Here is a 23,709-nt window from a genome sequence, read left to right on the forward strand (position 1 = left end):
CCAGCTTGCAACGGGACATGCGCTTGCAATGCCACTGCCGCGCTGCCAGAGCCGGGGATGTGTTTTCGAGGTCGCTAAGGAAGTCAATTGTCGTCCGATAACAGTGTAGGCGCAATCCACCGCCCGTCGCTCCGCCGCAAGGCCGCGCGCTTCTTCGGTCAGTTCGGCGTGTTCTTCCGCGGATTCCTCGAAGAACCGAAGATGGTCGGCTCGATCATCCCTTCCTCGCGCTTTACCATCGCCAAGATGCTCGCCCCGGTCAAATGGGACGAATGCAAGGTCTTCGTCGAATACGGGCCCGGCGTCGGCACCTTCTGCCAGCCGGTGCTGGACCGATTGCCGCGCGATGGCATGCTGATCGTGATCGATACCAACCCGCTCTATATCGACTATCTCAAGAAGCATTTTCGCGACAGCCGCTTCCACGCGGTCCACGGCTCGGCTGCCAATGTCGAGGATATCGTCAAGGCGCACGGCGCGGACCACGCCGATTACGTGCTGTCCGGCCTGCCGTTCTCGACCCTGCCGGACGGCGTGGGACCGGCGATCGCCGAGGCGACCTATCGCATCATCCGGCCCGGCGGCGCGTTCCTGGTCTACCAGTTTTCGGCCAAGGCACGCGATTACATGGCCAGGCATTTCGAGCGGATCGAGAGCGGGTTCGAGCCGCTGAACGTGCTCCCCTGCCAGCTTTTCTGGGGCTGGAAAGAACCGAAAGGCTGACCGCGTCTCAGGCGGTCGGCGGCACGCTCGGCCCGGAGCGCTCCAGCCGTCGGAACTGGCGATGCACGGCTGCCAGCACGCTGGTGGCCAGCACGACCACGGCCGTGACTGCCGCCGCCGTGGCGATGGAATTGCCGATCTCCGCCACCGTCGGCCCGCCGATGGACAGCACCAGCCCGACCACCAGCAAAGCCACGATCAGCGCGACGAATGCGCCGACGGCAAGCAACAGGTAGAAGGCCAGCAGGCGCCCACCCTGTCCCTTGGTCATCGCCCAAGATCCCGTTAGCGCGCGGATCGGGTTCTTCTCCCCGTCCACCGCCACGAGCGGCAGGACAAGCGAGAGACGCGTAAAGAGGTAGAGCGCGAGGCCGAAAGCGAACAGCGTTGCGACGAAGGCAAGGGCACCAAGTCCGGTCAGGCTGGCGAGCGAGACGATCAGCAGCACGATGAAGTTGATCGCGAGCGACTGGAGGATCAGGGCCAGCCATGCGGGAAGGATCGCCTTGCCGCCGATCCCGATGGCCTCGCCCACGGTCGGACTCGCGCGGCGGCCGATCAACGCGAGCATCGATAGCTGGCCGATGGTAGCCACCACCGCGATAATCGCGAAGATCCACCAGGTCTTGGCGTAGAACGCATTCATCGCTTGCATCGCCATCTCGAAGCTCGCCCCATCGGGCAGGTCCGGCCGCTCCGCCACGGCGGGCAGCAGCAGCATTGCCACCGCATAGGGCAGGAATACGAAGATGCCCGAGATCGCGAAGAGCAGACCCGAGTTTTCACGGGCGAGGCGCACGGCATCGCGCCATGCGGTGTCGAGGTCGAATTTCATGCGATCCCTTGTCATCGCCTCTTGATAAGCGCGTCGGCAGTCGCCACGCAATCGCCGATGTCCCAATCGCCCCCCGAAACCGTCGAATGGCGTGCCGAAAGCGACCAAATCGCCTATCGCGACGCGCTCGCGGCGATGGACGCGCGCAATCGCGCGATCGGCGAAGGCGAGGCGAGCGAGCTGGTCTGGCTGCTCGAACACCCACCGGTCTATACGGCAGGGACCAGCGCCGACGGGGCAGAACTGCTCGATCCGCGTTTCGAAGTGGTCGAGGCGGGGCGTGGCGGGCGCTACACCTATCACGGGCCGGGCCAGCGGATCGGCTACGTCCTGCTCGATCTGAAAGAGCGCGGGCGCGACGTGCGCTGCTTCGTCCATTCGCTGGAAGGCTGGGTGATCGCGACGCTGGCCGACATCGGCGTCGAAAGCTGGCGCGCCGAAGGCCGCATCGGCATCTGGACACGTGATATCGACGGGCGCGAGGCTAAGATCGGCGCGATCGGCGTGCGCGTGCGGCGCTGGGTGACGATGCACGGCTTCTCGGTCAATCTCGCGCCGGACCTCACGCATTTCACCGGCATCGTCCCTTGCGGGATCGACGAATTCGGCGTCACCAGCCTCGAAAGGCTCGGGATCGAGCTTGCGCCGGAGGCCTTCGATGCGGCATTGCACGCGCGGGTGGGCGATTTTCTCGCCGCGCTGGATGGAAAGGACTGTGCACTCCCATGACCCGAGGTTTTCCGCTTGTCCTGGCGTGCGCGCTCGGGCTGGCCGCATGTGGCGACGATGCCGCCGACGCCTCGGCAGAGGGCGACGAGCGCGGAGCGCGCGGCGAGGTGCTGGGCGGCACGATCAGCGACGACATGATCCCGCTCGACCAGTTGCAATCGCAATCCGCGCCGCAGAACCCGGATCTGGACAGTGGCGATGGTTCGGGCTCCGATACCTCGCAGGAGCCGGCTGCCGACGCGCCAACCGAAAGCGCGGCGGAAGCCGAAGCCCCCGCCGCGCCACAAGAGTCCGAAGAAGACCTTGGCGAAGAATAGGCGCTATTCCGCCGCTTCGGCCCCGGCCAGCGTCGGATAATCGACATAGCCTTCCGGCCCCTGGCCGTACCAGCTGCGCGGCACATCGACGTTCGGTGCGATCTCGGCCCCGATGCTGAAGCGTTCGGGCAGGTCGGGGTTGGAGATGAAATCGCGGCCCCAGCTGACGGCGTCGGCGCGTCCGGCATCGATATCGGCCACCGCCTCTTCAGGCGAATAGTCGCTGTTGAGCACCAGCGGGCCGGTGTAGAGTTGGCGGATGAGCGGGCTCTGCTTCGGCACGTCGGTCGATCCGAAGGTGCCTTCAGGTCCCGGCTCGCGCAGCTCGACGAAGGCGAGGCCCAGCGCTTCGCAAACCTTGGCCGCTTCGCCGAAGGTCGTGGCCGGATCGCTATCGTCGCAGCCTTGCGTTTCGCCATTGGGTGACAGGCGCACACCCACGCGATCCGCGCCCCAGGCATCCACCAGCGCGGTCAGCACTTCCTTAAGGAACCGCGCGCGGTTTTCGGCGCTGCCGCCATATTCGTCCTCGCGCAGGTTGGTGCTGTCGCGCAGGAACTGGTCCACCAGATAGCCATTCGCCCCGTGCAGCTGGACGCCGTCGAAGCCCGCCTTCTTCGCGTTCTCCGCAGCGTGGCGATAGTCTTCGACGATGCGCTTGATATCGTCGGTCGTCGCTGCGCGCGCCTGTTCGTAATCCTTGCGGCCTTCGAACGTATGCGCATGGCCCGGCGCAGTGGTCGCGCTGGCGGAGACCGGCGGATTGCCGCCAAGGAACAGCGGATGGACGAGGCGGCCCATGTGCCACATTTGCAGCACGATCAGCCCGCCTTCGGCATGGACCGCGTCGGTTACCAGTTTCCAGCCTTCGACCTGCTCATCGCTCCAGATACCGGGCGCTGCCGGCCAGCCGAGGCCTTCCACGCTGATGCCAGTCGCTTCGGAGATGATCAAGCCAGCGCCCGCGCGCTGGCGGTAATAGGTCGCCATCATCTCGTTGGGGACCGAACCGGGCTGGGTGGAGCGCCCGCGAGTGAGCGGGGCCATGAAAATACGGTTCCTCGCCTTCAGGCTGCCCATGGTCAGCGGCTGGAAGAGTGTTTCGTGCATGCGGCCAATTCCTTTTTGCTGGCGCGTGATGGGCATTGAGCTAGGTCGCGGGCATGAAGCGCGCAACCGTCACGGCCGACAAGAATGGCTATCAGCCCGGCGCATGGCACTTTGCCGCGCTGATCGCGGGCAATGCCGCGCTGGCCCTCGGGCCCTGGCTGGTGCGGCTGGCCGATACCGGACCGGTTTCCGCTGCATTCTGGCGGCTCGTGCTGGCGCTTCCGCTGATGGCCCTGCTCGCATGGCGCGCTCGCGGGAAGGCTCCGCTAGACTGGCGCTTGGCCGCGCTGTGCCTGGTGGCGGGCACATTCTTTGCCATCGATCTCGCCAGCTGGCATATCGGGATAGAACAGACGCGGCTCGCGAATGCGACGCTGTTCGGCAATTCGGGCAGCGTCATCCTGATGGTCTGGGGGCTGGTGGCTGCCCGCCGCGCGCCTTCGGGGCGCGAAGGGGCTGGCGTGCTTGCTGCGCTGGTTGGTGCCGCGATCCTGCTCGGACGCAGTCTCGAGATTTCGACTGCGACCTTTGTGGGCGATTTGTTCTGCCTCGCCGCCGGCATTTTCTATGCCTTCTATCTTTTGCCCGCGCAGAAAGCTCGTGCGACGCTGAACCCGTGGCTGGTGCTAGTCCTGGTCGGCCTTGCCGCGTCCCCGCTGCTGCTCGGCATGGCGGTACTGGCAGGCGAGCCGATCCTGCCGGGATCGGCGGGCTGGACGCCGGTGTTGCTGCTGGCCTTTTCCAGCCAAATCGTCGGGCAGGGGCTGCTGGTATTCTCGCTTCGCCATTTCCCGCCGCTCATTATCGGCATGGCCCTGCTGACCCAGCCGGCGCTTGCAGGTCTGGTCGGCTGGCTCGCGTTTGGCGAACTGCTCGTGCCGCTGGATATCCTCGGCATGGCACTCGTCGGCGCCGCGCTGGTGCTCGCGAAAACGCCCGCGAAAGTCGGGCAAGTGCGCTAGCCGCTTACCAGAAGGTCTTATTGAACTCGGTCACGTGAGTCTCGAACCGTTCGAGGTCCGGGCCCACGAGCGCCAGCCGCGCCTGTGCCGCAAGCCGTTCAGCCTCCTGTTTGAGCAGGGCCTGCCGTCCTTCGTCGCCGATCGGCACGGCGGCATGGGCAAGCGTGTCCAGCATGACTTCCGCCGCCAGCGGCGACGTCGCAACGCCACTGCGGATCGCGCCGAAACCGCGCTTTACGTAGTGCGCGAAATCGTCGGGCAGGGGGATGACGGGACACCCATCCTCGTCGTCTCCGCAGATATGCTTGCGTAGATCCCGCCGGCCGATCTCGGCAGTTGCCGCGCCGAGCCAGTGCAGCGCGGTGATGGCGGTGAACGGGTCGTTGATGCCGGGCGATAATGCGCGCAGGCCGATCTCGACCAGCTCGTCGATCAGGAACTGCGGATCCTGCTCCGGCGTGCGCGTAGCGCCAAGCGTGAAGCTTTCGCGGACACGGTCCTCGACCTTGTCCGGGTCGCAGCCGTCGACTTCTACCAACACCATCTTGGGATGCACGAAGTCGCCAGTGCGGACCCTCAGCGAGAAAGTGCAGCCTGAGTCTTTCCCGATGGCCGCAAGATCGGAGAAATCGATCATCTGTACATAGCCGGTTTTCCAAGCCTCCAGCGGTTCGCCGCCCTTCGGCTCGACGGGATCGGTAAACTCGTCTTCGACCGGATAGGTATCCTTGATGGTTTCCAGCAGCCGCTCCCCGATACCCTTCAGCACCTTGTTGATGCGAATGCTGGACGGGATGTGGTTGAGGAAGAAAACGAGCACCGCCACGCAGAGCGCCATCAAGAAATAGGCGACCAGCAGCGACAGTTGCGGTGTGAAGCCGGGCAGGGCGGTGGCCCCGGCCGTTTCGATCGAGGCCGGTGTTTCGTCTTCGCCCCGCACCGCGCGCAGCACGATCAGCGCATAGACGAAGCTGCCGATGAAGGTCGCGAGGCTCAGCTGGTTGCCGCGATCTTCCATGAAATTGGTCAGCAGGCGCGGGCCGTAATTGCCGCTGGCATAGGCGACGGCGGCAATCGTGATGGAAAAGACGGTCGAGGCCACACCGATCATGCTGCCCGCCATCACGCTCAGCATGGTGGAGGCGCCATCGGGACGCGCGGGGATGATCCAGCTTATATCGTTGAGGAATTCGGCAAAACCCAGCCGGTCGATCGTGACCATCGCGAAGGCGAGGATCGCGGCGAGAATGGAAAACAGCGCCGGATAGAACCAATAATTGGCGTTCAGTCGCGACCAGAAGAAGCGGATTTCTGCAGTCATTCTTGCCCTTCTGTTCCCGTCTGCTTCGCGAAGCCTTTCGCGAAAGCCTCGCGAAGGTCGTGGCGGTCTTTGTCGAACTGCGCAACTGCGACGGCATGGTCGCGGAGGTCCTGTGCCAGCTGGCGCAGCATATCGACGAGACCTCCGCTTCCGCCGTTCGCCTCTTTCCGCTCGGCAATTCGCGCATAGTTGTCGATCATGCGGATGCTGACCGATGGGTACTGGCAGGCAGCCTGCCGGAAAGCGCTGAGCGGGTCGGCAAACAGGCTCCGGAAATCCTGGCCGATGAGGATCAGCCAATCCTCGCCCGCCAGAGCGGCCACGCGGTCATCGGATATATAGGTACTGGTCTGGCTCTCGATGATCGCGGCCAGCTTGTCGGCGCAGGTCAATGCCGTGTAGAAATCGTTGATCGCCGGCGACAGCGCGCGTGCGGCGATCTCGACGATCAGCCGGATGCGGAAGACGACGCCCTGATTGTCCGACCGATAGGCACCGATCGGGATGAGCCGCTTGATGTCGTGGCCTTCGAGCTTGGCCTCCGAGCTGATGATCCGCTCGCCCTTCATGACATGCTGCCCCGGCGCGACATGGACGATGACGCGTTTCTGCGAGCCGGAGAACGCCTTGCAAAAGCTCTGGATATCCACGTCCTCGACATAGCCTTCGCGCGGTGCGTGGCAGCTATGTGCCAGATTGTCGCCGACAGGTTCGACACCCGTGAGGGACAGGCTGCGGTCCTTGCAATCGTTCGCCAGCCTGTCGATCGAAGTGTCGACGAACATCGTACGCGCAAGGTCGTGCAGCGACACGGCGAGCATCGCGACATTCACGGCCTGCAGGAACAACACTGTGCCCACCAACAGCAGCGGAGTATCCTCCAGCGGCGCTTCCGCGTCGATCGACAGCATCGCGACGAGCGAAACGATAAGGCAGAATGAAAGCCCGGCAATGCTCACTCGGACGAGGGGCCGCTCTACCCACCGGTCGATCAGCCGCACGCCCAGATTGCCGGCTGCCAAACTCAACACGATGAGCGTGATGGAGAAGTAGAGAGTGATGAAAGCGGCGTTGATACCAGCCGCAACGCCCACGAAATCCTTGGCCGTATCGGAGGTCTCGACCGTCGCAAGGTCGCGCGCCAACAGCCAGGCCGTGCCGCCTTCCCGGTCGAGCCACAGAATGCCGAGGGCCACCGGAATGGCTCCGATCACCGCGCATACTGCCAGCAACCAATAATTCGCGAACAGGCGGTGGGCGATCCACCCCGGCAAGCCGGTCATGCGAGTTGGTCGAACCAAAATTCTACACCCCAAAACGCCATCGAGAACAAACGGCAGATCGGGAACCTAACGTGCGGCTCCCCATTTCGTTGCCACGTCCGTTCGCTTCACCGAATGGCGGCTTAGCAGGCGTCGCCGAGGGTGGAACGGACGGTGGACGCAGTCGAGAAAGGACTGCTTATGATTGCTCCTGTCGATGCCAACGCCGTTGGCAATATCGAAAATCTGGTTACTCTCACCGCCGGGCAGTACACTTCGGGATCGCTGATCCTGATGGTCAGCTACGGCGCGCATTTCGCCTTTATTCTCTACTTCCTGATGACGTCGATGCAGCTCGCGCCGCGGTATCGCGTGGTGCCGATCATTTCGGCGGTCGTCATGGCCAGCGCGGGGCTCAGCCTGCTGCGCGAATTCACCACATGGCAGGAAACCTACCAGTTCGTCGGCGGCATGTATCAGCCGGTGGCCGAGGGTGAGACCTTCACCAACGCCTATCGCTACGGCAACTGGACGATCACGGTCCCGCTTCTGCTGACCCAGCTGCCCATCGCCTTCGCCCTGGCGCGGCCCGATTTGCACAAGCGGGCGTTCCGCATGGCGATCCCGGCTCTGCTGATGATCTGGACCGGCCTCTACGGCCAGTTCGGCGAGACAGGTGACTGGTCGCGTCTGAACGTCTGGGGCGTCATCTCGACAGTTTTCTTCGTCTGGCTGATCATCGAGGTGCGTGGTGTGATCACCGCAGGCATCGCCAACAGCCCGGCTGAGCTCAAGGCCTGGCCGAAGAACATCTGGTGGTTCTTCCTTGCGACCTGGGGCCTCTACCCAATCGCCTATGCCCTGCCGCAGCTCGGCTTCACCGGTGACGTCGTTGTGGTACGCCAGTTGCTCTTCAGCATCGCCGACATCTCGTCGAAGCTGATCTACGGCGTAATCCTGTCGCGGTATGTCCTGCGGCGCAGCGCGCTGGAGGGGTATCTGCCCTCGGCCGAGGCGCTTTCGACGACGCCTGCCGGTTCGACGGCAGCCTCGATCCGCGGCGATTGATGGCAACACGCTCGATCTCCGGATCGAACAGGGGGTCCCGGCTCGGCGCCGGGGCCCCCTATGTCTTTATCTCCCTATTCGCCGTCGCCGGCCTTGCCCAGCTGGCCGGATCGGACTTGGCGCTGGCAGTCGGGCTAGCTCTCTTTGTCCTCGGCCTCGGCCATGGGGCGGGCGACGAGAACGACGGCGAACTGCGCGCTTATTCCTTGGTGCTGGTCGCCGCTTATGTCGTGACTGGCCTCGCGATCGCCGCGCTTTATCTCGCCTGGCCGGTACTCGGCCTGTCGATCTTCCTCGCTTTTTCTGCATGGCATTTCGCCCGCAGCGATAGCGGGATGGACTTGCTGCCACGGCTGGCGATCGCCGGACTTGCAGTGGGAGGAAGCGCGCTCCTGAGGCCAGAGACGACGGCTACAGTTTTCACTGCTGCGCTCGGCGAAGCACCGCCCGCGCTGCTCTTGTTGCTTCTCGCCGTTGTCGGATGCGCGGCATTGCTCGCTGCTGGAGGCTCGATAATATTGCGTTACGCCGGAGCAGCGTCTGCGGGGCTGGCTGCGCTAGCGTGCCTCCTTTTTCACCCGGTCCTCGCCGTGGGGCTGATCTTTTTCGGCATGCATGCCCTCCCGGTCCAGCAGCGCCAGGTCGCTCGATACGGCCCCACGCAAGTCATCAAAGCCATCGCGTTGCCTACCGCCGTCGCCACGCTGGCGGCAGCGGCAATCGCGCTGGCGGTATGGAGCGGCTGGCTCGCGCTCGAACTTGCCGTGGCGCTCGCCTTCGGGATGGCGACGCCGCATATGCTGACCGAGCGGCTGGAGCGTTAGGCTACTCCGCTTCGTCGCCGATCTCGCGATTGAGGAAGGCCAGCAGCATGGCTGCGCGCTTCGCATCTTCCTCGCGATCCGCGCCGACCGAATGTCCGCCCTCGATCGCTTCGCGATAGTAGAACGGCTGGCCGAAGGCTTCCAGTTTTGCGGCGGCCTTGCGCGCATGGCCGGGGTGTACCCGGTCGTCGAGCGTCGAGAGGTAATAGAACACTGCCGGATAGTCGGGATCGGGCTGCATGTTCTGGTAGGGCGACCATTCGCGCATGAAGGCCCAGTCCTCCGGCACATCGGGATTGCCGTATTCCGCCATCCAGGATGCGCCCGCGAGCAGCTTGTTGTAGCGCCGCATGTCGATCAGCGGGCTGCCGGAGATAATCGCGCCGTAGAGGTCGGGCCGCTGGTTCGCGACCGCGCCCACCAGCACGCCGCCGTTCGAGCGGCCCGAGGCGGCGATCTTGCCGGGCGTGGCGAGGCGCTGTGCCACCAGATCGTCGGCGACCGCGTGGAAGTCGTCGAAGCTGTTCTGCCGCTTCTCGCGCAGCGCATCCTCGTGCCAGCGCGGGCCGTATTCCCCGCCCCCGCGGATGTTGGCGAGGACATAGGCATTTCCGCTTTCGAGCCAGAAGAGCGACAGCGGCCCGCTGCGATAGGGCTCTGCGGTCAAATACTTGGGCGTTTGCGCTGCGCGAAAGCCGCCATAGGCATGGATCAATGTAGGCAGCGGACCTTCCACGCCCTTGGGCCGGGCGAGGTAGTAGGGGACCCGCGTCCCGTCCTTCGAAGTGGCGAAGCGCTGCTCCACGGTGAAGCGGCTCGCATCGAACTGCGCCGGCACGGAAGCGATCCGCTTCGCCGCGCCGTCCCCCGGCACCGCCCATAAAGTCGGCGGGGTGAGCATGCTTTCGATCGTCACGAACACGGTATCGCCCGTGCCCGTGGTGTTGGCGATCTGGATCGTACTGTTGTCGGGCAGGTCCATGTCGCGGTTGAACCAGCCGGGATAGCCGGGGCGAACCTCGATCAGCTTGCCCGACACATCGTCGAGCACCTTGACCCACAGAGTATTCTCCGAGGTCGCAACCTCTTCGACCGCCTGCGTTTCGCTGGGCGAAAACACGACGAAAGGCTCGGCCGGCTTGCCGTCGAGCACGTCTTGCAGCGGCCAGGCCACCAGCCAACCGGCTTCGGCCTGCCGATTGCGGGTTGTAAGCGGTGAATTGAGCTTGGCGATGACATGGCCGTCGAGCACCGCTTCGAATTCGGCATCTTCGGGTAGCGGCAGCGGAACGGCGCTGCCGTTATCGCGCACGAGCGAATAGTTCGCCGTCCAGAAACTCGGCCCGCGCCGGATGAAGCGCCAGCGTGTATCGCCGTCGAGCACGGAGAAGCCGGAGATGCTGACGTCCGTCTGCTCGCCCTCGGCAATCTGGCGGGCGGAGGTGAAGTCGGTCCCGCGCTCCCACAATTTCACGAGGCGCGGATAGCCCGAGTCGGTCAGCGAGCCTTCGCCCTCGTCGGTGCCGACGAACAGCGTATCTTCGTCGAACCATGCGACGTTCGACTTTGCTTCAGGCAGGGTGAAACCGCCCTCGACGAAGGTGCCGGTGGTAACATCGAATTCGCGCACCACGTCGGCATCGGTGCCGCCGGGGCTCAGCGAGATGAGGCAGCGCTCATAGTCGGGCGCGAGGCAGTTCGCGCCGTGCCAGACCCAGCTTTCGCCCTCGTCGCGGCCGAGCTGGTCTACATCGATCAGTGTGCGCCACTCGGGCGCCCCCGCCATGTAGCTATCGAGGCTGGCGATGCGCCACAGCCCGCGCGGATTGTCCGCATCGCGCCACAGATTGGTGACCATGTCGCCCTGGATCGCGTCGGGCATGGCGATTTGGCGATCGTCGTCGAGGATCTGCTTCGCCCAGGCCCGCGCGACCGGATATTCGGGCGTCGCGGTAAGCACCGCCTCGGTATCCGCATTCCACTCGCGCACTTGCTCCAGCGCCCTCTCGCCCTGGATCTCCTCCAGCCAGATGTAGGGATCTTCGGCATCGGTTTCCTGCGCCAGCGCGGGAGACGATGCAAAAGCAAGCGCGGTAGCGAGCGCCAGACGTGCGATCATTATTCTCTCTCCATTCAAGCTTCGTCTTCGGAAAACCAGCTTGCCCCGCCGCCACGGCTTTCTGGCATGGTTTCTATTTCGGTTATCTCGTCGATCGTCAGGGATGGGCGACCCCATGGAGTGCCGACACATGAGAACGCCCAGTCGAACTCGGCTCTGACAAGTTTCTTCGCCTTGAATTCCGCGTCGGTAGGACTAGTCGCGCGAACGAAGCGCGTTGTAAAGAAACCGTATTTCCCTGACTGATCGTCCATCAGCTCGCCCGGGAAGTCGTGGCCTTCCAACAGGACCTGATAGACGGGCACTATACCTTGCCCAGATCGCCCTGGCCAATCGTGCCGCTGGCCATTTCGAGCATCCTGTCGAGGCTCTGCTTGGCTTTCAGGCGCAGGCCTTCCTCGATCTCGATGCGCGGTTCGAGGTCGCGCAGGCAGGCGTACAGCTTCTCCATGGTGTTCAGCGCCATGTAGGGGCAGATGTTGCAGCTGCAGTTGCCGTCCGCGCCGGGCGCGCCGATGAAGGTCTTGTCCGGGAGCGCCTTCTCCATCTGGTGGATGATATGCGGCTCGGTCGCGACGATCAGCGTGTCGCCTTCGAAAGTCTTGGCATATTGCAGGATGCCGCTGGTCGATCCGACATAATCCGCGTGGTCGATGATCGTGGGCGGGCATTCGGGGTGCGCGACGACCGGCGCATCGGGGTGCTGGCCCTTCAGCTTGAGCAGTTCGGTTTCGCTGAAGGCCTCGTGCACGATGCACACGCCCGGCCACAGGAGCATTTCGCGGCCGAACTTGCGGCTCATATAGCTGCCGAGGTGCCGGTCCGGCCCGAAGATGATCTTCTGGTCTTCGGGGATCTGGCTGATGATCGTTTCCGCGCTGGAACTGGTGACGATCACGTCGCTTAGGGCTTTCACCTCGGTCGAGCAGTTGATGTAGGTCAGCGCGATATGGTCGGGATGCTTTTCCCGGAAGGCCTTGAACTTTTCGGGCGGGCAGCTGTCTTCGAGGCTGCAGCCGGCGTCCATGTCGGGCAGGACGACGATCTTTTCCGGGCTGAGGATCTTGGCGGTATCGGCCATGAACTTCACGCCGCAGAACACGATTACGTCAGCATCGGTTTCGGCGGCCTTGCGGCTGAGCTCCAAGCTGTCGCCGACGAAGTCCGCAATGTCCTGAATATCGGCGGTCTGGTAGTAATGCGCGAGGATGATCGCGTTCTTTTCCTTGCGGAGGCGATCGATGGCGGCGAGCAGGTCTTCGCCGGTCGGAAGGTCGGTCTGGGCGGTCATGTAGGGTCCCGTCTGCTGCGTTTGAGGGCGCTTATATAGCGAACGGACGGGAAGGCGAGGGCGTTCCTACATTGTGAAGCCGGGCGGAAGGAAAGCCTCCATCGGGCGCTCGGCGCCGGGCGTTCCGGCGATCAGCTGCTCGGTCAGGCCGATGCCGAAGGGGCTGTAGGCCAGCGCCAGCGAGAGCAGGAAGACGCCTGCATATATCCCGAGGCCCCACCAGTAAGCGGGATGCACGCGGCCCTGCGTGCGCTTGTCTGCAATCATGCCGATGACCGGGAAGATCATCGTCACGATGACGGTGATGGTCCAGGCATTCGGGATCATCAGCGGCAGCGGGAGCAGGCGGCCGAGGCCCGGCCCGGTGAGGATCGCCATGGCGCAAAGCATCAGGCGGCGATGCCAGCCGGTATAGCGCCGCCGCATCAGCGCCCACCATGCGAGGCCGCCGAAGCACCACAGCGTCATGATGTTGCTCCACAGGAACTCGCTGACATGGAAGAAGAACGGCCCGCCGGTCCGCCGTGCGACGACGACCATGACCACGGTGCCGAACACCACCATCAGCGGCACCCAGAAATATGCGAGTTTGCCGAATTTCGCATGGAGCGGCCAATTGCCTGCCGATGCGGTCACATGCTGGGCGAGGTAGATGCCGATCCACGCCATGAAGACGACCGCATGGATGTGATAGGCCAGCGGCACGGCGAAGCTCGACCGGCCCATGGCGATATTGAGGCTGAAGCCCGCCACGATGATGAACGACATGACGAACGCCATGATCGTGAAGAAGCGCGTATTGCCGCGCGCCTGTGCGCCGGTCTCGATTGCGGCTGTCGCCATGGTGCTCGATCTCCCCCCGGGATGTGCCAAGCGACCTGTTCTGTTTGAGAGGGGTTATGCCGCGCCGCGCGAAAAAATCAAATCAGGGGGTGTCTTCGCCTTCGAAGCGGACGTTGACCGTCACATCGCCATAGCCTGCGACCTGCAGCGGGATGGCGAGGTTCTGGCGTACAGCATCCTTGGCCGCTTGCCGCGCGAGCGCGAGAACTTCCGGATTTTTCGCAAAGGCGACGGCTTTGCGCTCCGCCTGCTCCGAATTGTTGCGCGCAAGATCGACACTGGCATCGCGGCTGACGTAAGTGCCCTCGGTAAAGGTCTTGGCCTGCGCCTCGTCTAGATTGGGGCGAGAAATACGCAGGGTCGGGATGGTGACGTCGAGCGTTTCGGCTTCTGCGTCCCAAACGAACTGGTTGCGATCCATGCCCGACAGGTCAAGGCGATATTCAACGCTCGCCGGAATAATTGCCGCCTGCCTGCTTTCCAATAGATCGACGCCGAGGATGCCGCGCCGATCCTCGCTCTCGGCAACGACTTCGAATCGTGACGAGAAAACGGTCAGCGAATTCTGCTTCTCGAAGGCGAGCATTGCGCTGCCGACGGGATCACCCTCTTCTTCGTAAAGGAATGCGCGCCAGCCCAGCCATGCGACAGCGGCCAGCAACAGTATCACGATGAGCCAAGGTGCCGCCTGCGTGCGGGCAAGCCGTCGGTCGCGGCGGACTTCGGGAGAGATCGAGCTGCGCTCGTCGGTTCTCAAGTCGGTTTTCAGATCGTTCGCCATTGCTCGCCAGAACGTGCGACCTGCCCGCGGCGTTCCAGATCGAGCAGATGCGCGGTCACCGACATTTCCGCTGCCTTGTGCAGCTTCGGGTCGAGTCCCTTGTACATCTTCGGTACGAACTCGCTTGCCTCGAGCGGGCCTTCGCCAAGCAGGCGCAGGATTTGGTTCTCGCGCTGGCGGCGATGCCCGATCATGCCGCGCACCAGCTGGCGCGGTTTCTCTACCGCTTCGCCATGCGCGGGATAGAACACCGTATCCTCGCGCCCGTAGAGCTTCTCGAGGCTCAGCATGTAATCGCCCATGTCGCCGTCGGGCGGGATCACGACGCTGGTCGACCAGCCCATGATGTGGTCGCCGGTGAACAACGCACCGCTTTCCTCCAGCGCGAAGCAGAGGTGGTTGGAGACATGGCCAGGTGTGGCCACGGCGGTCAGCGTCCAGCCGGGGCCGGTCATCTGCTCGCCGTCCTCCATCACCCGGTCGGGTTCGTAGGTGCGGTCGAAAGCGGCATCGGCACGCGGGCCGCTGTCGTCCAGCACCAGCGGCGCGCAGCCGACGATGGGCGCGCCTGTCCGCTTGGCGAGCGGCGCGGCGGCAGGCGAATGGTCGCGGTGCGTGTGCGTGCACATGATCGCGCAGACATGCTCTTCGCCGATCGCGGCATCGAGCGCGAGCAGGTGCTCCTGCTCGTCCGGACCCGGGTCGATCACCGCGCAACCATCGCCGAGGCCCACGATGTAGGTCTGCGTTCCGGTATAGGTATAGGGCGAGGGATTGGGCGCGAGTACCCGGCGCACCAGCGGTTCGAGCTGCATCGCTTCGCCGGTCGGCCAGGGTTTGGGGGGAGGGCCTGCCATGGCCTTGCATATGGGGCTTCGGATGCGCCATGTCACCTCCCGCCGCATGCAAGGGAGAGAGCATGGCCGACCGCATCCTCGTACTCGACGCTGGAACCACCTCGACGCGGGCGATGATTTTCGCCCCCGACGGGACGATGGAAGCGGTGGAGCAGGCGGAGATCACGCAATACTACCCTCAGCCCGGCTGGGTCGAGCACGATGCGGCGGAAATCTGGGACAAGACGCTCACCTGCGCGCGGCAGGTCGTGGGCGAGGCGCCGGGGCGGATCGCGGCCATCGGAATCACCAACCAGCGCGAAACGGTGGTTGCGTGGAACAGGACTTCGGGCGCACCGCTGGCGCGGGCGATCGTGTGGCAGGACCGGCGCACGGCCGCATTCTGCGCCGACATGAAGAGCTATGGCCACGAAGAAAGCGTGCAGCAGCGCACCGGCTTGCTGCTCGATCCATATTTCTCCGGCACCAAGATGCGCTGGCTGCTCGATCATGACGAGGCGGTGCGAGCGGCTTCGGAGCGCGGCGATCTGGCGTTCGGCACGGTGGAGAGCTGGTTGGTCTACAAGCTGTCGGGCGGCGCGCATGTGAGCGATGCCAGCAACGCCAGCCGCACGCTGCTGCTGTCCCTCGACGGCGCACAGTTCGACGAGGAGTTGTGCGAACTCTTCGGCGTGCCGCGCGCCGCACTGCCGGAGGTGGTGGACACGCACGGGGCCATCGCGACCGCGCAGTCGCAATGTCTCGGCGCGGAAATCCCGATTTGCGGGCTGGCAGGCGACCAGCAGGCGGCGACCATCGGGCAGGGCTGCCTTGCGTTCGGGGAAACCAAGGCGACTTACGGCACCGGGGCATTCGTGCTGACCAACAAGGGGCAGGACATTCCGCGCTCCGACAATCGGCTGCTGGGCACCGTACTCTATCAGGAAGGTGGCCAGCGGACCTATGCGATAGAGGGCGCGTGCTTCGTCGCGGGCAGCCTCGTCCAGTACCTGCGCGACCAGCTGGGCCTCATCGGCTCGGCGGCGGAGACGGAGGAGCTTGCCCGCTCGATCGAGAGCAGCGGCGAGGTGGTGATCGTCCCGGCGCTGGCAGGGCTGGGCGCGCCGCATTGGCAGCCCGAGGCGCGCGGGGTCATCTCGGGCCTCAGCTTCGCCAGTGGCCGCGCACAGATCGCCCGCGCCGCGCTGGAGGCGATGGCGCACCAGACGCACGATCTCGCCAGCGCCTTTGCTGCCGACGGTGCGCCGTGGTCGACGCTGCGCATCGACGGCGGGATGAGCGCGAACGACTGGATGGCGCAGGACCTGGCCGACATTCTCGACATCGCAGTCGAGCGGCCCGATTTCGTCGAGACGACGGCGCTGGGCGCGGCCATTCTCGCGGCCGTGGGGGCGGGGGTGCACCCGACACTCGGCGCGGCGGCGGACGCCATGCGCCGCAAGGGGCGGTGCTTCACGCCGGATATGTCGGAGGATGTGCGCGAAGCGAGGCTGGCGCGATACGCACGCGCGCTCGCCGCCGCTTGATCAGCCGCCAGTGCCGAAAGCCTGCGCGAGGCGGTCCTGCATGGCCTGCACCGGCGCATCGGCATGGTCTTCGGCTCGCCGCATTTCGCGGTCCAGCCGGGCCACGCGGGCGTGCAGATCCTCGCTTTCGCGAATGAGGGCGCGGGTTTCGGGCTCTAGCGCTTCCAAATTCGCGGGATCGGCACTGCGCTCTTCCGGCAGTTCGTTGTGACGCGCGAGCTGCGCGGCGGAGAGTTCGCCCGCCAGATACGCCCGCTGGTTCAGCAACCACGCGAGCACATGCATGACCCGCGTGGTAGTCCGCAGCCCCTCGATCGACAAGGCGATCTTCAGGCTGTCGCTGGCGTTGTCGCCCTTCTCGCCGATCCGCAGGTCGAAAACGGCGCGTGCATCGTCGGCCAGCAGAAGGGCTTCCGAATACAGATCCTCGATGATCTCGTGGTTGATGTTGCGAGCCGACATTCGCTTTGGGTTAAGCCCACGAGGTAAAGGTGACCAGCGCGTTTACCATGATGTCTCTCGGCGGCACGACCAGCCGCGGCATGCAGGCGGTCAGGCGATAATATCGGGCAGCAGCGTGTCTTCGATGATCGCGATACGGTCCTTGAGCTGCAATTTGCGCTTCTTCAGCCGCGCGATTTGCAACTGGTCGACGAAGCCGCCGCCATCGCCGGCATCGGACAGGGCCGCGATGGCGGCATCGAGATCGCGATGCTCGTTCCGCAACATCTCCAGCCTCTTTCGCAGCTCCTGCTCGTTCACGTCCGTCCTTCCCGCATGTCGTTTCGTCGCATGGCTCGCAGTCGGGCCTTTGTAAATCGGCAATACTATGATCACATAATGGTCACGCGGCCCGTGCCGCACGGCACGAGTCGCTTCTTGGGGTCGCATTAAACCCGTAAGGAGACAGACTGATGCAATCATCCCATGTCGATGCGCTCAAAGCCAAGCACGCCGGTCTCGAGGCCCGCCTGCATGCGGAACAGATAAGACCGGCGCCCGACGTAGCGATGATCCAGCAGATCAAGAAGCAGAAGCTCAAGATCAAGGAAGAGCTCGCGAGCTGCTGATCCTGCACCAGGCGGAGGCGGGGTGCATGCCCCGCTTTCGCCGAGCGGGGGTTTTGCTATAGGCAAGGGCATGTCCGCTGCCGCATCCGCCCGCCAGATCCTTACCCGCCTGCACGAAATCATGGCCGGGCGCACGCACGCCCAGCACAAACTCGATCGCGTGGTCGAGGTTATCGCGGAGAGCCTCGATAGCGAAGTCTGCTCGATCTACCTGCTGCGCGAAGGCGCGCTGGAGTTGTTCGCAACGCAGGGTCTTAATCCGAACGCCGTCCACGTTACCCGGATGGCGGTGGGCGAAGGCCTGACCGGCACGATCGCCAAGAATATCGAAACGCTCAACCTCGCCGAGGCGAAAGCGCATCCCGACTTCCTCTACCGCCCCGAAACGGGCGAGGAAAAGTTCCACTCCTTTGCCGGCGTTCCCATCGTCTACCGCGAGCGTGCAGTGGGCGTGCTGTGCGTCCAGCATGTCGAGCCGCGGCGCTACGAAGATGTCGAGATCGAGGCGCTACAGACGACGGCGATGATCCTGTCCGAACTGATCGCCCACAAGGAGCTGGTCGACGACGAGGAGGCGATCGACTTCGGCGAAGCGCATACCGAGACCGAAGTTATCGAGGGGTTGACGCTGGTGAAGGGGCTCGCCTCGGGCAGGGCCGTCTTCCACCAGCCCCGCATCGAGATCGACCAGGTCGTGGCAGAGGACATCGAGGCAGAGCGCCAGCGCGTCTACCGCGCCTTCGACAAGATGCGCGAACAGATCGACGCGCTGGGTAAGGAACCCGAATTCGGCAAGGGCGGTGAGCATGTCGAGGTGCTCGAGACCTACAAGATGTTCGCCTATGACGAAGGCTGGAGCCGCCGGATCAACGAGGCGATCGACAGCGGGCTGACGGCCGAAGCGGCGATCGAGCGCGTGCAGCAGCGCACCCGGATGCGCATGCGCGAGATCGACGATCCGCTGCTGGCGGACCGGATGCACGATCTGGAAGACCTTTCGAACAGGTTGCTGCGGATCGTTTCGGGCCAGCTAGGCACGGCGGCGACGCAGGGGTTGCGGCGCGATTCCATCCTGATCGCGCGCAATCTCGGCCCCGCCGAATTGCTCGAATACGACCGTCGCCGCCTCAAGGGCGTTGTGCTGGAAGAAGGGTCGCTCACCGCGCATGTGGTGATCGTGGCGCGGGCAATGGGCATCCCCGTGCTGGGCCGCGCAGACGGCGTGCGTGCGCGGGTCAGCGAGGGAGACGAGATTCTGCTCGACGCTGACAAGGCGACCGTGACCCTGCGGCCCGGCGCGGCCTTGATGGACGCCTTCGAGGCCCGATTCGTCAAGAAGCGCGAGCAGCAGGCGACCTACGCCGAACTGCGCGCCGTCGAGCCCTTCACGCGCGACGGCACGCGCATCACGGTGATGATGAACGCCGGCCTGCGCGACGACATGAGTATGCTGCAGCTGACCGGCGCGGACGGGGTCGGCCTGTTTCGCACCGAATTCCAGTTCCTCGTTTCCGCCACTCTGCCGCAGCGCGACCGGCAGTTGCGGCTCTACCGCGATGTGCTCGATGCAGCGGGCGACAAGCCGGTCATTTTCCGCACGGTCGATATCGGCGGCGACAAAGCGGTGCCTTATCTCAATACGCAGATCGGCGAGCGGGACGAGAACCCCGCCATGGGCTGGCGCGCCCTGCGCTTGTCGCTGGAGCGCGAAGGCCTGCTAAAAGCCCAGGCGCGTGCCTTGCTGGAGGCGGCCGCCGGGCGGCAGCTCTCGGTGATGTTCCCGATGGTTTCCGAACCGTGGGAATTCGATGCGGCCAAGGCGGTATTCGAAAACCAGCTCGCCTTCCTGCGTGACCGGCGTCACGTCGTGCCGGAAACGATCGAGTACGGTTGCATGCTGGAAGTGCCCGCTCTGGCCGAATGCCTCGACGCGCTGGTGCCGCGCCTGTCGTTCATTTCGGTCGGAACCAACGACCTCACCCAGTTCCTGTTCGCCGCCGACCGCGCAAATCCCAAGCTGGCCGAGCGGTACGACTGGCTCAGCCCGGCGATCCTGCGATTCCTCAAGCGGGTCTCGGACACCGTCGTCGGCCAGCCGGTCAGGATCGGCGTATGCGGCGAAATGGGCGGGCGCAGGCTGGAAGCGATCGCCTTGCTCGGCATCGGCTATCGCCGCCTGTCGATCACGCCGGCCGCGGTCGGCCCGATCAAGGAATTGGTGCGCAAGATCGACCTCAAGGAGATCACCGAGCAGATGTCGCAGTGGCTGCTCAGCCCGCCGCCCGACATGCGAGCCGCGCTCAAGGCTTGGGCCGAGAAACGTGATATCGAGGTCGACTGAGCGACGCGGGTTAATTTCGTCGCGCATGCAGCGCGGCTCGCCGGTTTGCCCTGAGCATGCTACAGGCTGTGCTTGACAGCCGCAGGGCTGCGCCGCTTTCAGCGGCAAGACGGAAAATGAGGGCGGCACCAAGCCGCACGGTCGCCAATCGGGATTTGCATGGAAGATAACGAAACTGTCGATGAACCGGCGCCCGCCGCCTCTGCCGAAACGGCAGGAGCCAGGCTGCGCGCGGCGCGCGAGGCTGCAGGGTATGAGGTCGAGCAGGTAGCAGCGGAAACACGTATTCCGCACCGCCATCTCGTCTCGATCGAGGCCGACGATTTCGCGGCGCTGCCATCGCGGACCTATGCGATCGGCTTCAGCCGCACCTATGCCCGTGCCGTTGGCCTCGATGAGCAGGAAGTCATCGGCCAGGTCCGCCAACAGCTTGCCTCGGGCGACGGCGGGGAGCGCATGGCGCCTGCCAAGTTCGAACCGGGCGATCCGGCTCGCGTCCCCGGGCGCGGCCTCGCGTGGTTCGGACTGATTGCCGCGCTCCTGCTGGTCGGCGGCATTTTCGCATTCTATCGCAGCTATCTTGCCCCCGGCCTCGGCCCGGCACCGCTGCAGGACGAAACCGAGCAGGTCGCCGCGGTTGAGGCTTCGCCGACCGCCACGCCGACGCAGGCGGCTCCCTCGGGTCCGGTCGTCTTCACCAACGGCATGGAAGGCACCTGGGTGCGTTTCTACGATGGCGAGGGTGAGACGCTGTTCGAGGGAATCATGGCCGAAGGTGACACCTATACGGTACCGGAGGATGCCAGCGAGCCGCAGATCCGCACCGGGCGCCCCTATGCCTTCACGATCACCGTGGGCGGGCGCAGCGTTCCGAAAATTTCGGAAGAGGATGAGGTCGTCAGCGATGTTCCTGTGGACGCGGAATCGCTGGCGCAGCGGACAGCCGCCCCGGCAGCGGAACCGGCTGCTACGGCGACTTCAACACCCGCGACCTGATCCTTGCTTTTGCAAGAGAGGGGAAAAGCTCCTTCACCGCCTCGACAGGTCCGGGGGGGTAGGGCAATTTCCATGACGACGAATTTCCGGACAGGAGCCCAGCCGATGAGTTTCGGACGCAGCCTACGTGCCACCGGCCTCGGTGCCGCCATGATCGCCCTGCTGGCGACGGCCACGCCGGCCTTGCCGCAGGACGACAACGCAGAGAACCGCATCCGCCGGTTGGAGAGCGAAGTGCGCGCGCTCCAGCGCAAGGTCTTTCCCGGCGGCGACGGACGCTATTTCGAGCCCGAAATCAGTGCGCAGCCGAGCGTGGATTCGACGGTAAATACGTCCTCGACCACCGCGGTTACCGACATCCTCGCGCGGCTCGATGCGCTGGAATCGCAGCTGCAGGCGCAGACATCGCAGATCGAGGAGAACGCCAATGCGCTGCGCCTGCTGACGACGCGGCTCGAGGCGATGGAAGGGACGCGCGTGTCGCCGTCCACGCCAGCACCCAGCGCAGCCTCTCCTGCCGCAACGGATGCCGACGACACCGACAGCATAGTCTCGCCTTCGACCGATGCTGTTGCTCGCAACACCGCGAGCATGACCGGAGCCAGCAGCGCGGCGCAGGGTCCGAGCGCCGAGCGCCTCGCCGCTGTTCAGGCCATAGCCAAGCCGCAGACCGACGATCCGGCGGATGACGAATATTCCTACGGCTTCCGGCTGTGGGACGCAGGCTTCTACCCGGAAGCGCAGCAACAGCTGACCATGTTCGTCGAGCAGAACCCCTCGCACTGGCGCGCAACCTATGGACGCAATCTGCTGGGCCGCGCTTATCTCGATGATGGCAAGGCGCGCGAGGCGGCCCCATGGTTCCTCAAGAACTACCAGGACGACAAGGGCGGTGCGCGTGCCGGAGACAGCCTGCTCTACCTCGCCGAGGCTATGATCGCCCTCGACGACACCAACCGCGCCTGCATCGCGCTGGCCGAGTTCGCAGAGACCTATCCTGCGCTCGCAAGTGGTCGCCTAAGTGGGCAGTACGCGACTCAGCGCAGCCGGGTGACCTGCAATTGATACAGCGGTCGATCCCGATCTACTGAAGCGCTTCAGCGAAGCGGCAGGACGCCTTTCGATCCCCAAGCGCGTCGGGCTGGCCGTCTCCGGCGGGTCCGACAGCATGGCGATGCTGCTGCTGGCGCATGCGGCGGGTTTACAATGCCTCGTTGCAACGGTGAACCATGGCCTGCGTGCCGAGGCGGCCAGCGAGTGCCTGCTGGTCGAGGAGCTGTGTGGCGAACTCGGCGTGCCCTGCACCGTGATCGACATCATGCTGGCCAAGGGGAACGTGCAGCAGGAGGCCCGTCGTGCGCGTTATGAAGCGCTGGCGAAGTGGGCGATGCGAGAGAGGTTGGAATTAATTCTGACCGCGCATCACGCGGATGATCAGGCGGAAACGCTGCTCATGCGGCTCAATCGGGGCAGCGGTTTGGCGGGTCTCGCGGGGGTGCGGGAGCGGCGTCTGATTGAAGGCACCGACATCGAACTAGCGCGTCCCCTGCTGGGTTTTCGGCGCAACGAACTCTGGGCGGTGATCGACGGTACAGGAATTGCGGTGGCCGACGACCCCAGCAATCGCGACACGGCTTACGATAGAGTGCGCGTGCGACAGCACTTGGAGCGGAGCGATTGGATCGATGTCGATGGTCTCGCCCGATCGGCCAGTCTCATCGAAGAGAGCTGGTCAATGGTAGAGGGTCTCGCTGCTGAAGATGTTACCCTGCATACCAAGCGCCATGGCGAGGCCTTCGCCTACGATCCCTTTGCAGCCTCGGGAGTCGCGCGCGTGCCGGTCTGGATCGAGGTAGTTCGCATGATTGCCGGAGACCTAGGCGTCACCCTTGTTCGGGGCGACGCAGCCAAGATCGTGGCTGCCTTGCAGGATGCGCGAAAGGTCAACGTCGGTGGGCTCAGCGCCGAGGTCATCGAAGACCAAGGCGCGAAAATCTGGTCGTTCAGACGAGAACCGCCCCGCCGGACCGGCTAGCCCGAAGTCTCAACCCAAACTCAGACGATACTATCGCCGAGGTTGAGCTTCTCGCCGTCGGTGATCACAACCATGTCGCCTTCCTTGGCGATGGCGAACAGGCGCGAGGCGAGTTCGTCCGGCACGCCGACGCAGCCGTGGCTGGCATAGCCGTTCTGCACTTCGGACCCGCCATGGATGGCGATCCCGTCGGTAGTCAGGAACATGCTCCAGGGCATGGGTGCGTTGCCGTATTTTTCGGAAACATTGTGCCGCTGCTTCCACAGGATCGGGAACTTGCCGGTCGGCGTGGGGTGGTTGTCGGTGCCGAGCATCACGGCAGCCGCACCGATCTCGTAGCCGCCGCGGAATACGGAGATCACGCGCGCCTGCAGATCGACAGTCACGAGCAGCGGGCCGTCGGGCACACCCTCGTCGTCCCAGTGCCATTCGCCATATTTGATCGGGCCGCCGATCGGCAGGATGCGGCGGACGGTATAGAGGCGGTCGTGATCGGCCAGCGCCTTCGCTGCGATCGCGCCCATCGGCTCTACAATTGGTGCCGCGGCTTCAACGGACTCCGCCGCTGCGACAGCCTGATCCTGAGCGCCGACAGAGCCGCTGAAGAACAGTCCGACCAGCACGGCCACGACCACCAGCGAAGTGCCGCCAATCCATTTGAATGTCGCATCCATAGCGCGAATATGCCCGTTCCGGCCC

At 64.5% G+C, this 23,709-nt stretch carries 25 protein-coding genes; 12 read left to right on the top strand and 13 right to left on the bottom strand.

Annotated features, from left to right (window positions below; all coding sequences use genetic code 11):
- Positions 1-87 precede the first annotated feature (87 nt).
- Positions 88-723 (top strand): class I SAM-dependent methyltransferase, encoded by a 636-nt coding sequence (locus Q9K02_RS04195; RefSeq protein ID WP_305931759.1) that lies wholly within the window; start codon positions 88-90, stop codon positions 721-723.
- A gap of 7 nt (positions 724-730) precedes the next feature.
- On the opposite strand, the gene Q9K02_RS04200 is transcribed toward Q9K02_RS04195, so the two are convergent.
- Positions 731-1,573 carry a glycerophosphoryl diester phosphodiesterase membrane domain-containing protein gene (locus tag Q9K02_RS04200; RefSeq protein ID WP_305931760.1) on the bottom strand — a complete coding sequence of 281 codons (843 nt, stop codon included), beginning with the start codon at positions 1,571-1,573 and terminating at the stop codon, positions 731-733.
- Between the two features lie 42 nt (positions 1,574-1,615).
- Here Q9K02_RS04200 and lipB point away from each other — a divergent pair, with 42 nt between their 5' ends.
- Positions 1,616-2,287: a lipoyl(octanoyl) transferase LipB gene (gene lipB / locus Q9K02_RS04205; RefSeq protein WP_305931761.1), complete on the top strand. Its 672-nt coding sequence runs from the start codon at positions 1,616-1,618 to the stop codon at positions 2,285-2,287.
- A complete protein-coding gene (locus Q9K02_RS04210) occupies positions 2,284-2,604 on the top strand; it encodes a hypothetical protein (protein ID WP_305931762.1) in 321 nt (106 codons plus the stop codon). The genes lipB and Q9K02_RS04210 overlap by 4 nt, the downstream gene beginning before the upstream one ends.
- Positions 2,605-2,607: 3 nt before the next feature.
- Here the strand turns inward: Q9K02_RS04210 and Q9K02_RS04215 are convergent, their stop codons facing one another.
- On the bottom strand, positions 2,608-3,714 hold the full coding sequence (locus Q9K02_RS04215) for an alkene reductase (RefSeq protein WP_305931763.1): 1,107 nt from the start codon (positions 3,712-3,714) through the stop codon (positions 2,608-2,610).
- A 53-nt stretch (positions 3,715-3,767) separates the two neighbouring features.
- Here Q9K02_RS04215 and Q9K02_RS04220 point away from each other — a divergent pair, with 53 nt between their 5' ends.
- The gene (locus Q9K02_RS04220; RefSeq protein WP_305931764.1) at positions 3,768-4,676 is read left to right on the top strand and encodes a DMT family transporter; all 909 of its coding nucleotides are present in this window, start codon (positions 3,768-3,770) and stop codon (positions 4,674-4,676) included.
- A 4-nt stretch (positions 4,677-4,680) separates the two neighbouring features.
- Here the strand turns inward: Q9K02_RS04220 and Q9K02_RS04225 are convergent, their stop codons facing one another.
- Positions 4,681-5,997 carry a DUF2254 domain-containing protein gene (locus tag Q9K02_RS04225; RefSeq protein WP_305931765.1) on the bottom strand — a complete coding sequence of 439 codons (1,317 nt, stop codon included), beginning with the start codon at positions 5,995-5,997 and terminating at the stop codon, positions 4,681-4,683.
- The gene (locus tag Q9K02_RS04230) at positions 5,994-7,280 is read right to left on the bottom strand and encodes a DUF2254 family protein (protein ID WP_305931766.1); all 1,287 of its coding nucleotides are present in this window, start codon (positions 7,278-7,280) and stop codon (positions 5,994-5,996) included. The genes Q9K02_RS04225 and Q9K02_RS04230 overlap by 4 nt, the downstream gene beginning before the upstream one ends.
- A 180-nt stretch (positions 7,281-7,460) precedes the next feature.
- Between Q9K02_RS04230 and Q9K02_RS04235 the strand changes: the two genes are divergently transcribed.
- Together Q9K02_RS04235 and Q9K02_RS04240 are read left to right on the top strand one after the other, a co-directional pair.
- Complete coding sequence (locus Q9K02_RS04235; RefSeq protein WP_305931767.1) at positions 7,461-8,327, top strand: bacteriorhodopsin; 867 nt, start codon at positions 7,461-7,463, stop codon at positions 8,325-8,327.
- Entirely contained in the window at positions 8,327-9,151 is an 825-nt protein-coding gene (locus Q9K02_RS04240; RefSeq protein WP_305931768.1) for a Brp/Blh family beta-carotene 15,15'-dioxygenase, read from the top strand. The genes Q9K02_RS04235 and Q9K02_RS04240 overlap by 1 nt, the downstream gene beginning before the upstream one ends.
- A gap of 1 nt (position 9,152) precedes the next feature.
- Here the strand turns inward: Q9K02_RS04240 and Q9K02_RS04245 are convergent, their stop codons facing one another.
- The 6 genes from Q9K02_RS04245 to Q9K02_RS04270 all read right to left on the bottom strand — a co-directional run bounded on the left by Q9K02_RS04245 (position 9,153) and on the right by Q9K02_RS04270 (position 15,042).
- Positions 9,153-11,270 (bottom strand): prolyl oligopeptidase family serine peptidase, encoded by a 2,118-nt coding sequence (locus tag Q9K02_RS04245; RefSeq protein WP_305931769.1) that lies wholly within the window; start codon positions 11,268-11,270, stop codon positions 9,153-9,155.
- A gap of 14 nt (positions 11,271-11,284) precedes the next feature.
- Positions 11,285-11,575, bottom strand: a complete 291-nt coding sequence (locus Q9K02_RS04250; RefSeq protein ID WP_305931770.1) for a hypothetical protein — start codon at positions 11,573-11,575, stop codon at positions 11,285-11,287.
- A complete protein-coding gene (gene nadA / locus Q9K02_RS04255) occupies positions 11,575-12,561 on the bottom strand; it encodes a quinolinate synthase NadA (RefSeq protein WP_305931771.1) in 987 nt (328 codons plus the stop codon). Before nadA ends, Q9K02_RS04250 begins: the two co-directional genes overlap by 1 nt.
- 66 nt (positions 12,562-12,627) lie before the next feature.
- Complete coding sequence (locus Q9K02_RS04260; protein ID WP_305931772.1) at positions 12,628-13,404, bottom strand: hypothetical protein; 777 nt, start codon at positions 13,402-13,404, stop codon at positions 12,628-12,630.
- Between the two features lie 82 nt (positions 13,405-13,486).
- Entirely contained in the window at positions 13,487-14,185 is a 699-nt protein-coding gene (locus Q9K02_RS04265) for a DUF4230 domain-containing protein (protein ID WP_305931773.1), read from the bottom strand.
- Positions 14,170-15,042, bottom strand: a complete 873-nt coding sequence (locus Q9K02_RS04270; RefSeq protein ID WP_278327561.1) for an MBL fold metallo-hydrolase — start codon at positions 15,040-15,042, stop codon at positions 14,170-14,172. The genes Q9K02_RS04265 and Q9K02_RS04270 overlap by 16 nt, the downstream gene beginning before the upstream one ends.
- Positions 15,043-15,104: 62 nt before the next feature.
- Here Q9K02_RS04270 and Q9K02_RS04275 point away from each other — a divergent pair, with 62 nt between their 5' ends.
- Positions 15,105-16,568 carry a glycerol kinase gene (locus Q9K02_RS04275; protein ID WP_305931774.1) on the top strand — a complete coding sequence of 488 codons (1,464 nt, stop codon included), beginning with the start codon at positions 15,105-15,107 and terminating at the stop codon, positions 16,566-16,568.
- On the opposite strand, the gene Q9K02_RS04280 is transcribed toward Q9K02_RS04275, so the two are convergent.
- Positions 16,569-17,030, bottom strand: coding sequence for a DUF1465 family protein (locus tag Q9K02_RS04280; protein ID WP_305931775.1), 462 nt, complete (start codon positions 17,028-17,030; stop codon positions 16,569-16,571).
- Positions 17,031-17,120: 90 nt separating this feature from the next.
- Complete coding sequence (locus Q9K02_RS04285; RefSeq protein WP_305931776.1) at positions 17,121-17,330, bottom strand: YdcH family protein; 210 nt, start codon at positions 17,328-17,330, stop codon at positions 17,121-17,123.
- A 152-nt stretch (positions 17,331-17,482) separates the two neighbouring features.
- Between Q9K02_RS04285 and Q9K02_RS04290 the strand changes: the two genes are divergently transcribed.
- The 5 genes from Q9K02_RS04290 (at position 17,483) to tilS (ending at position 23,010) form a co-directional block, all read left to right on the top strand.
- Positions 17,483-17,638, top strand: a complete 156-nt coding sequence (locus Q9K02_RS04290; RefSeq protein ID WP_278327557.1) for a DUF465 domain-containing protein — start codon at positions 17,483-17,485, stop codon at positions 17,636-17,638.
- A 70-nt stretch (positions 17,639-17,708) separates the two neighbouring features.
- On the top strand, positions 17,709-19,979 hold the full coding sequence (gene ptsP, locus Q9K02_RS04295; RefSeq protein ID WP_305931777.1) for a phosphoenolpyruvate--protein phosphotransferase: 2,271 nt from the start codon (positions 17,709-17,711) through the stop codon (positions 19,977-19,979).
- Positions 19,980-20,138: 159 nt separating this feature from the next.
- Positions 20,139-20,975, top strand: a complete 837-nt coding sequence (locus Q9K02_RS04300; RefSeq protein ID WP_305931778.1) for a helix-turn-helix domain-containing protein — start codon at positions 20,139-20,141, stop codon at positions 20,973-20,975.
- A gap of 72 nt (positions 20,976-21,047) precedes the next feature.
- Positions 21,048-22,040, top strand: a complete 993-nt coding sequence (locus Q9K02_RS04305; RefSeq protein WP_305931779.1) for a tetratricopeptide repeat protein — start codon at positions 21,048-21,050, stop codon at positions 22,038-22,040.
- A gap of 76 nt (positions 22,041-22,116) precedes the next feature.
- The gene (gene tilS, locus Q9K02_RS04310; protein ID WP_305933441.1) at positions 22,117-23,010 is read left to right on the top strand and encodes a tRNA lysidine(34) synthetase TilS; all 894 of its coding nucleotides are present in this window, start codon (positions 22,117-22,119) and stop codon (positions 23,008-23,010) included.
- A 20-nt stretch (positions 23,011-23,030) separates the two neighbouring features.
- Here the strand turns inward: tilS and Q9K02_RS04315 are convergent, their stop codons facing one another.
- The gene (locus Q9K02_RS04315; RefSeq protein WP_305931780.1) at positions 23,031-23,684 is read right to left on the bottom strand and encodes a L,D-transpeptidase family protein; all 654 of its coding nucleotides are present in this window, start codon (positions 23,682-23,684) and stop codon (positions 23,031-23,033) included.
- Between the last annotated feature and the right edge of the window lie 25 nt (positions 23,685-23,709).

Origin of the sequence: Qipengyuania profundimaris, from assembly GCF_030717945.1 — a bacterium.
Taxonomy (GTDB): domain Bacteria; phylum Pseudomonadota; class Alphaproteobacteria; order Sphingomonadales; family Sphingomonadaceae; genus Qipengyuania; species Qipengyuania profundimaris.

Bases quoted from the DNA above. Each gene is read 5' to 3' on its own strand.
- Q9K02_RS04200 (WP_305931760.1), bottom strand. From the start codon at position 1,573: ATGACAAGGGATCGCATGAAATTCGACCTCGACACCGCATGGCGCGAT.
- lipB (WP_305931761.1), top strand. From the start codon at position 1,616: ATGTCCCAATCGCCCCCCGAAACCGTCGAATGGCGTGCCGAAAGCGAC.
- Q9K02_RS04210 (WP_305931762.1), top strand. From the start codon at position 2,284: ATGACCCGAGGTTTTCCGCTTGTCCTGGCGTGCGCGCTCGGGCTGGCC.
- Q9K02_RS04215 (WP_305931763.1), bottom strand. From the start codon at position 3,714: ATGCACGAAACACTCTTCCAGCCGCTGACCATGGGCAGCCTGAAGGCG.
- Q9K02_RS04220 (WP_305931764.1), top strand. From the start codon at position 3,768: ATGAAGCGCGCAACCGTCACGGCCGACAAGAATGGCTATCAGCCCGGC.
- Q9K02_RS04225 (WP_305931765.1), bottom strand. From the start codon at position 5,997: ATGACTGCAGAAATCCGCTTCTTCTGGTCGCGACTGAACGCCAATTAT.
- Q9K02_RS04230 (WP_305931766.1), bottom strand. From the start codon at position 7,280: ATGACCGGCTTGCCGGGGTGGATCGCCCACCGCCTGTTCGCGAATTAT.
- Q9K02_RS04235 (WP_305931767.1), top strand. From the start codon at position 7,461: ATGATTGCTCCTGTCGATGCCAACGCCGTTGGCAATATCGAAAATCTG.
- Q9K02_RS04240 (WP_305931768.1), top strand. From the start codon at position 8,327: ATGGCAACACGCTCGATCTCCGGATCGAACAGGGGGTCCCGGCTCGGC.
- Q9K02_RS04245 (WP_305931769.1), bottom strand. From the start codon at position 11,270: ATGATCGCACGTCTGGCGCTCGCTACCGCGCTTGCTTTTGCATCGTCT.
- nadA (WP_305931771.1), bottom strand. From the start codon at position 12,561: ATGACCGCCCAGACCGACCTTCCGACCGGCGAAGACCTGCTCGCCGCC.
- Q9K02_RS04260 (WP_305931772.1), bottom strand. From the start codon at position 13,404: ATGGCGACAGCCGCAATCGAGACCGGCGCACAGGCGCGCGGCAATACG.
- Q9K02_RS04265 (WP_305931773.1), bottom strand. From the start codon at position 14,185: ATGGCGAACGATCTGAAAACCGACTTGAGAACCGACGAGCGCAGCTCG.
- Q9K02_RS04270 (WP_278327561.1), bottom strand. From the start codon at position 15,042: ATGGCAGGCCCTCCCCCCAAACCCTGGCCGACCGGCGAAGCGATGCAG.
- Q9K02_RS04275 (WP_305931774.1), top strand. From the start codon at position 15,105: ATGGCCGACCGCATCCTCGTACTCGACGCTGGAACCACCTCGACGCGG.
- Q9K02_RS04280 (WP_305931775.1), bottom strand. From the start codon at position 17,030: ATGTCGGCTCGCAACATCAACCACGAGATCATCGAGGATCTGTATTCG.
- Q9K02_RS04290 (WP_278327557.1), top strand. From the start codon at position 17,483: ATGCAATCATCCCATGTCGATGCGCTCAAAGCCAAGCACGCCGGTCTC.
- ptsP (WP_305931777.1), top strand. From the start codon at position 17,709: ATGTCCGCTGCCGCATCCGCCCGCCAGATCCTTACCCGCCTGCACGAA.
- Q9K02_RS04300 (WP_305931778.1), top strand. From the start codon at position 20,139: ATGGAAGATAACGAAACTGTCGATGAACCGGCGCCCGCCGCCTCTGCC.
- Q9K02_RS04305 (WP_305931779.1), top strand. From the start codon at position 21,048: ATGACGACGAATTTCCGGACAGGAGCCCAGCCGATGAGTTTCGGACGC.
- Q9K02_RS04315 (WP_305931780.1), bottom strand. From the start codon at position 23,684: ATGGATGCGACATTCAAATGGATTGGCGGCACTTCGCTGGTGGTCGTG.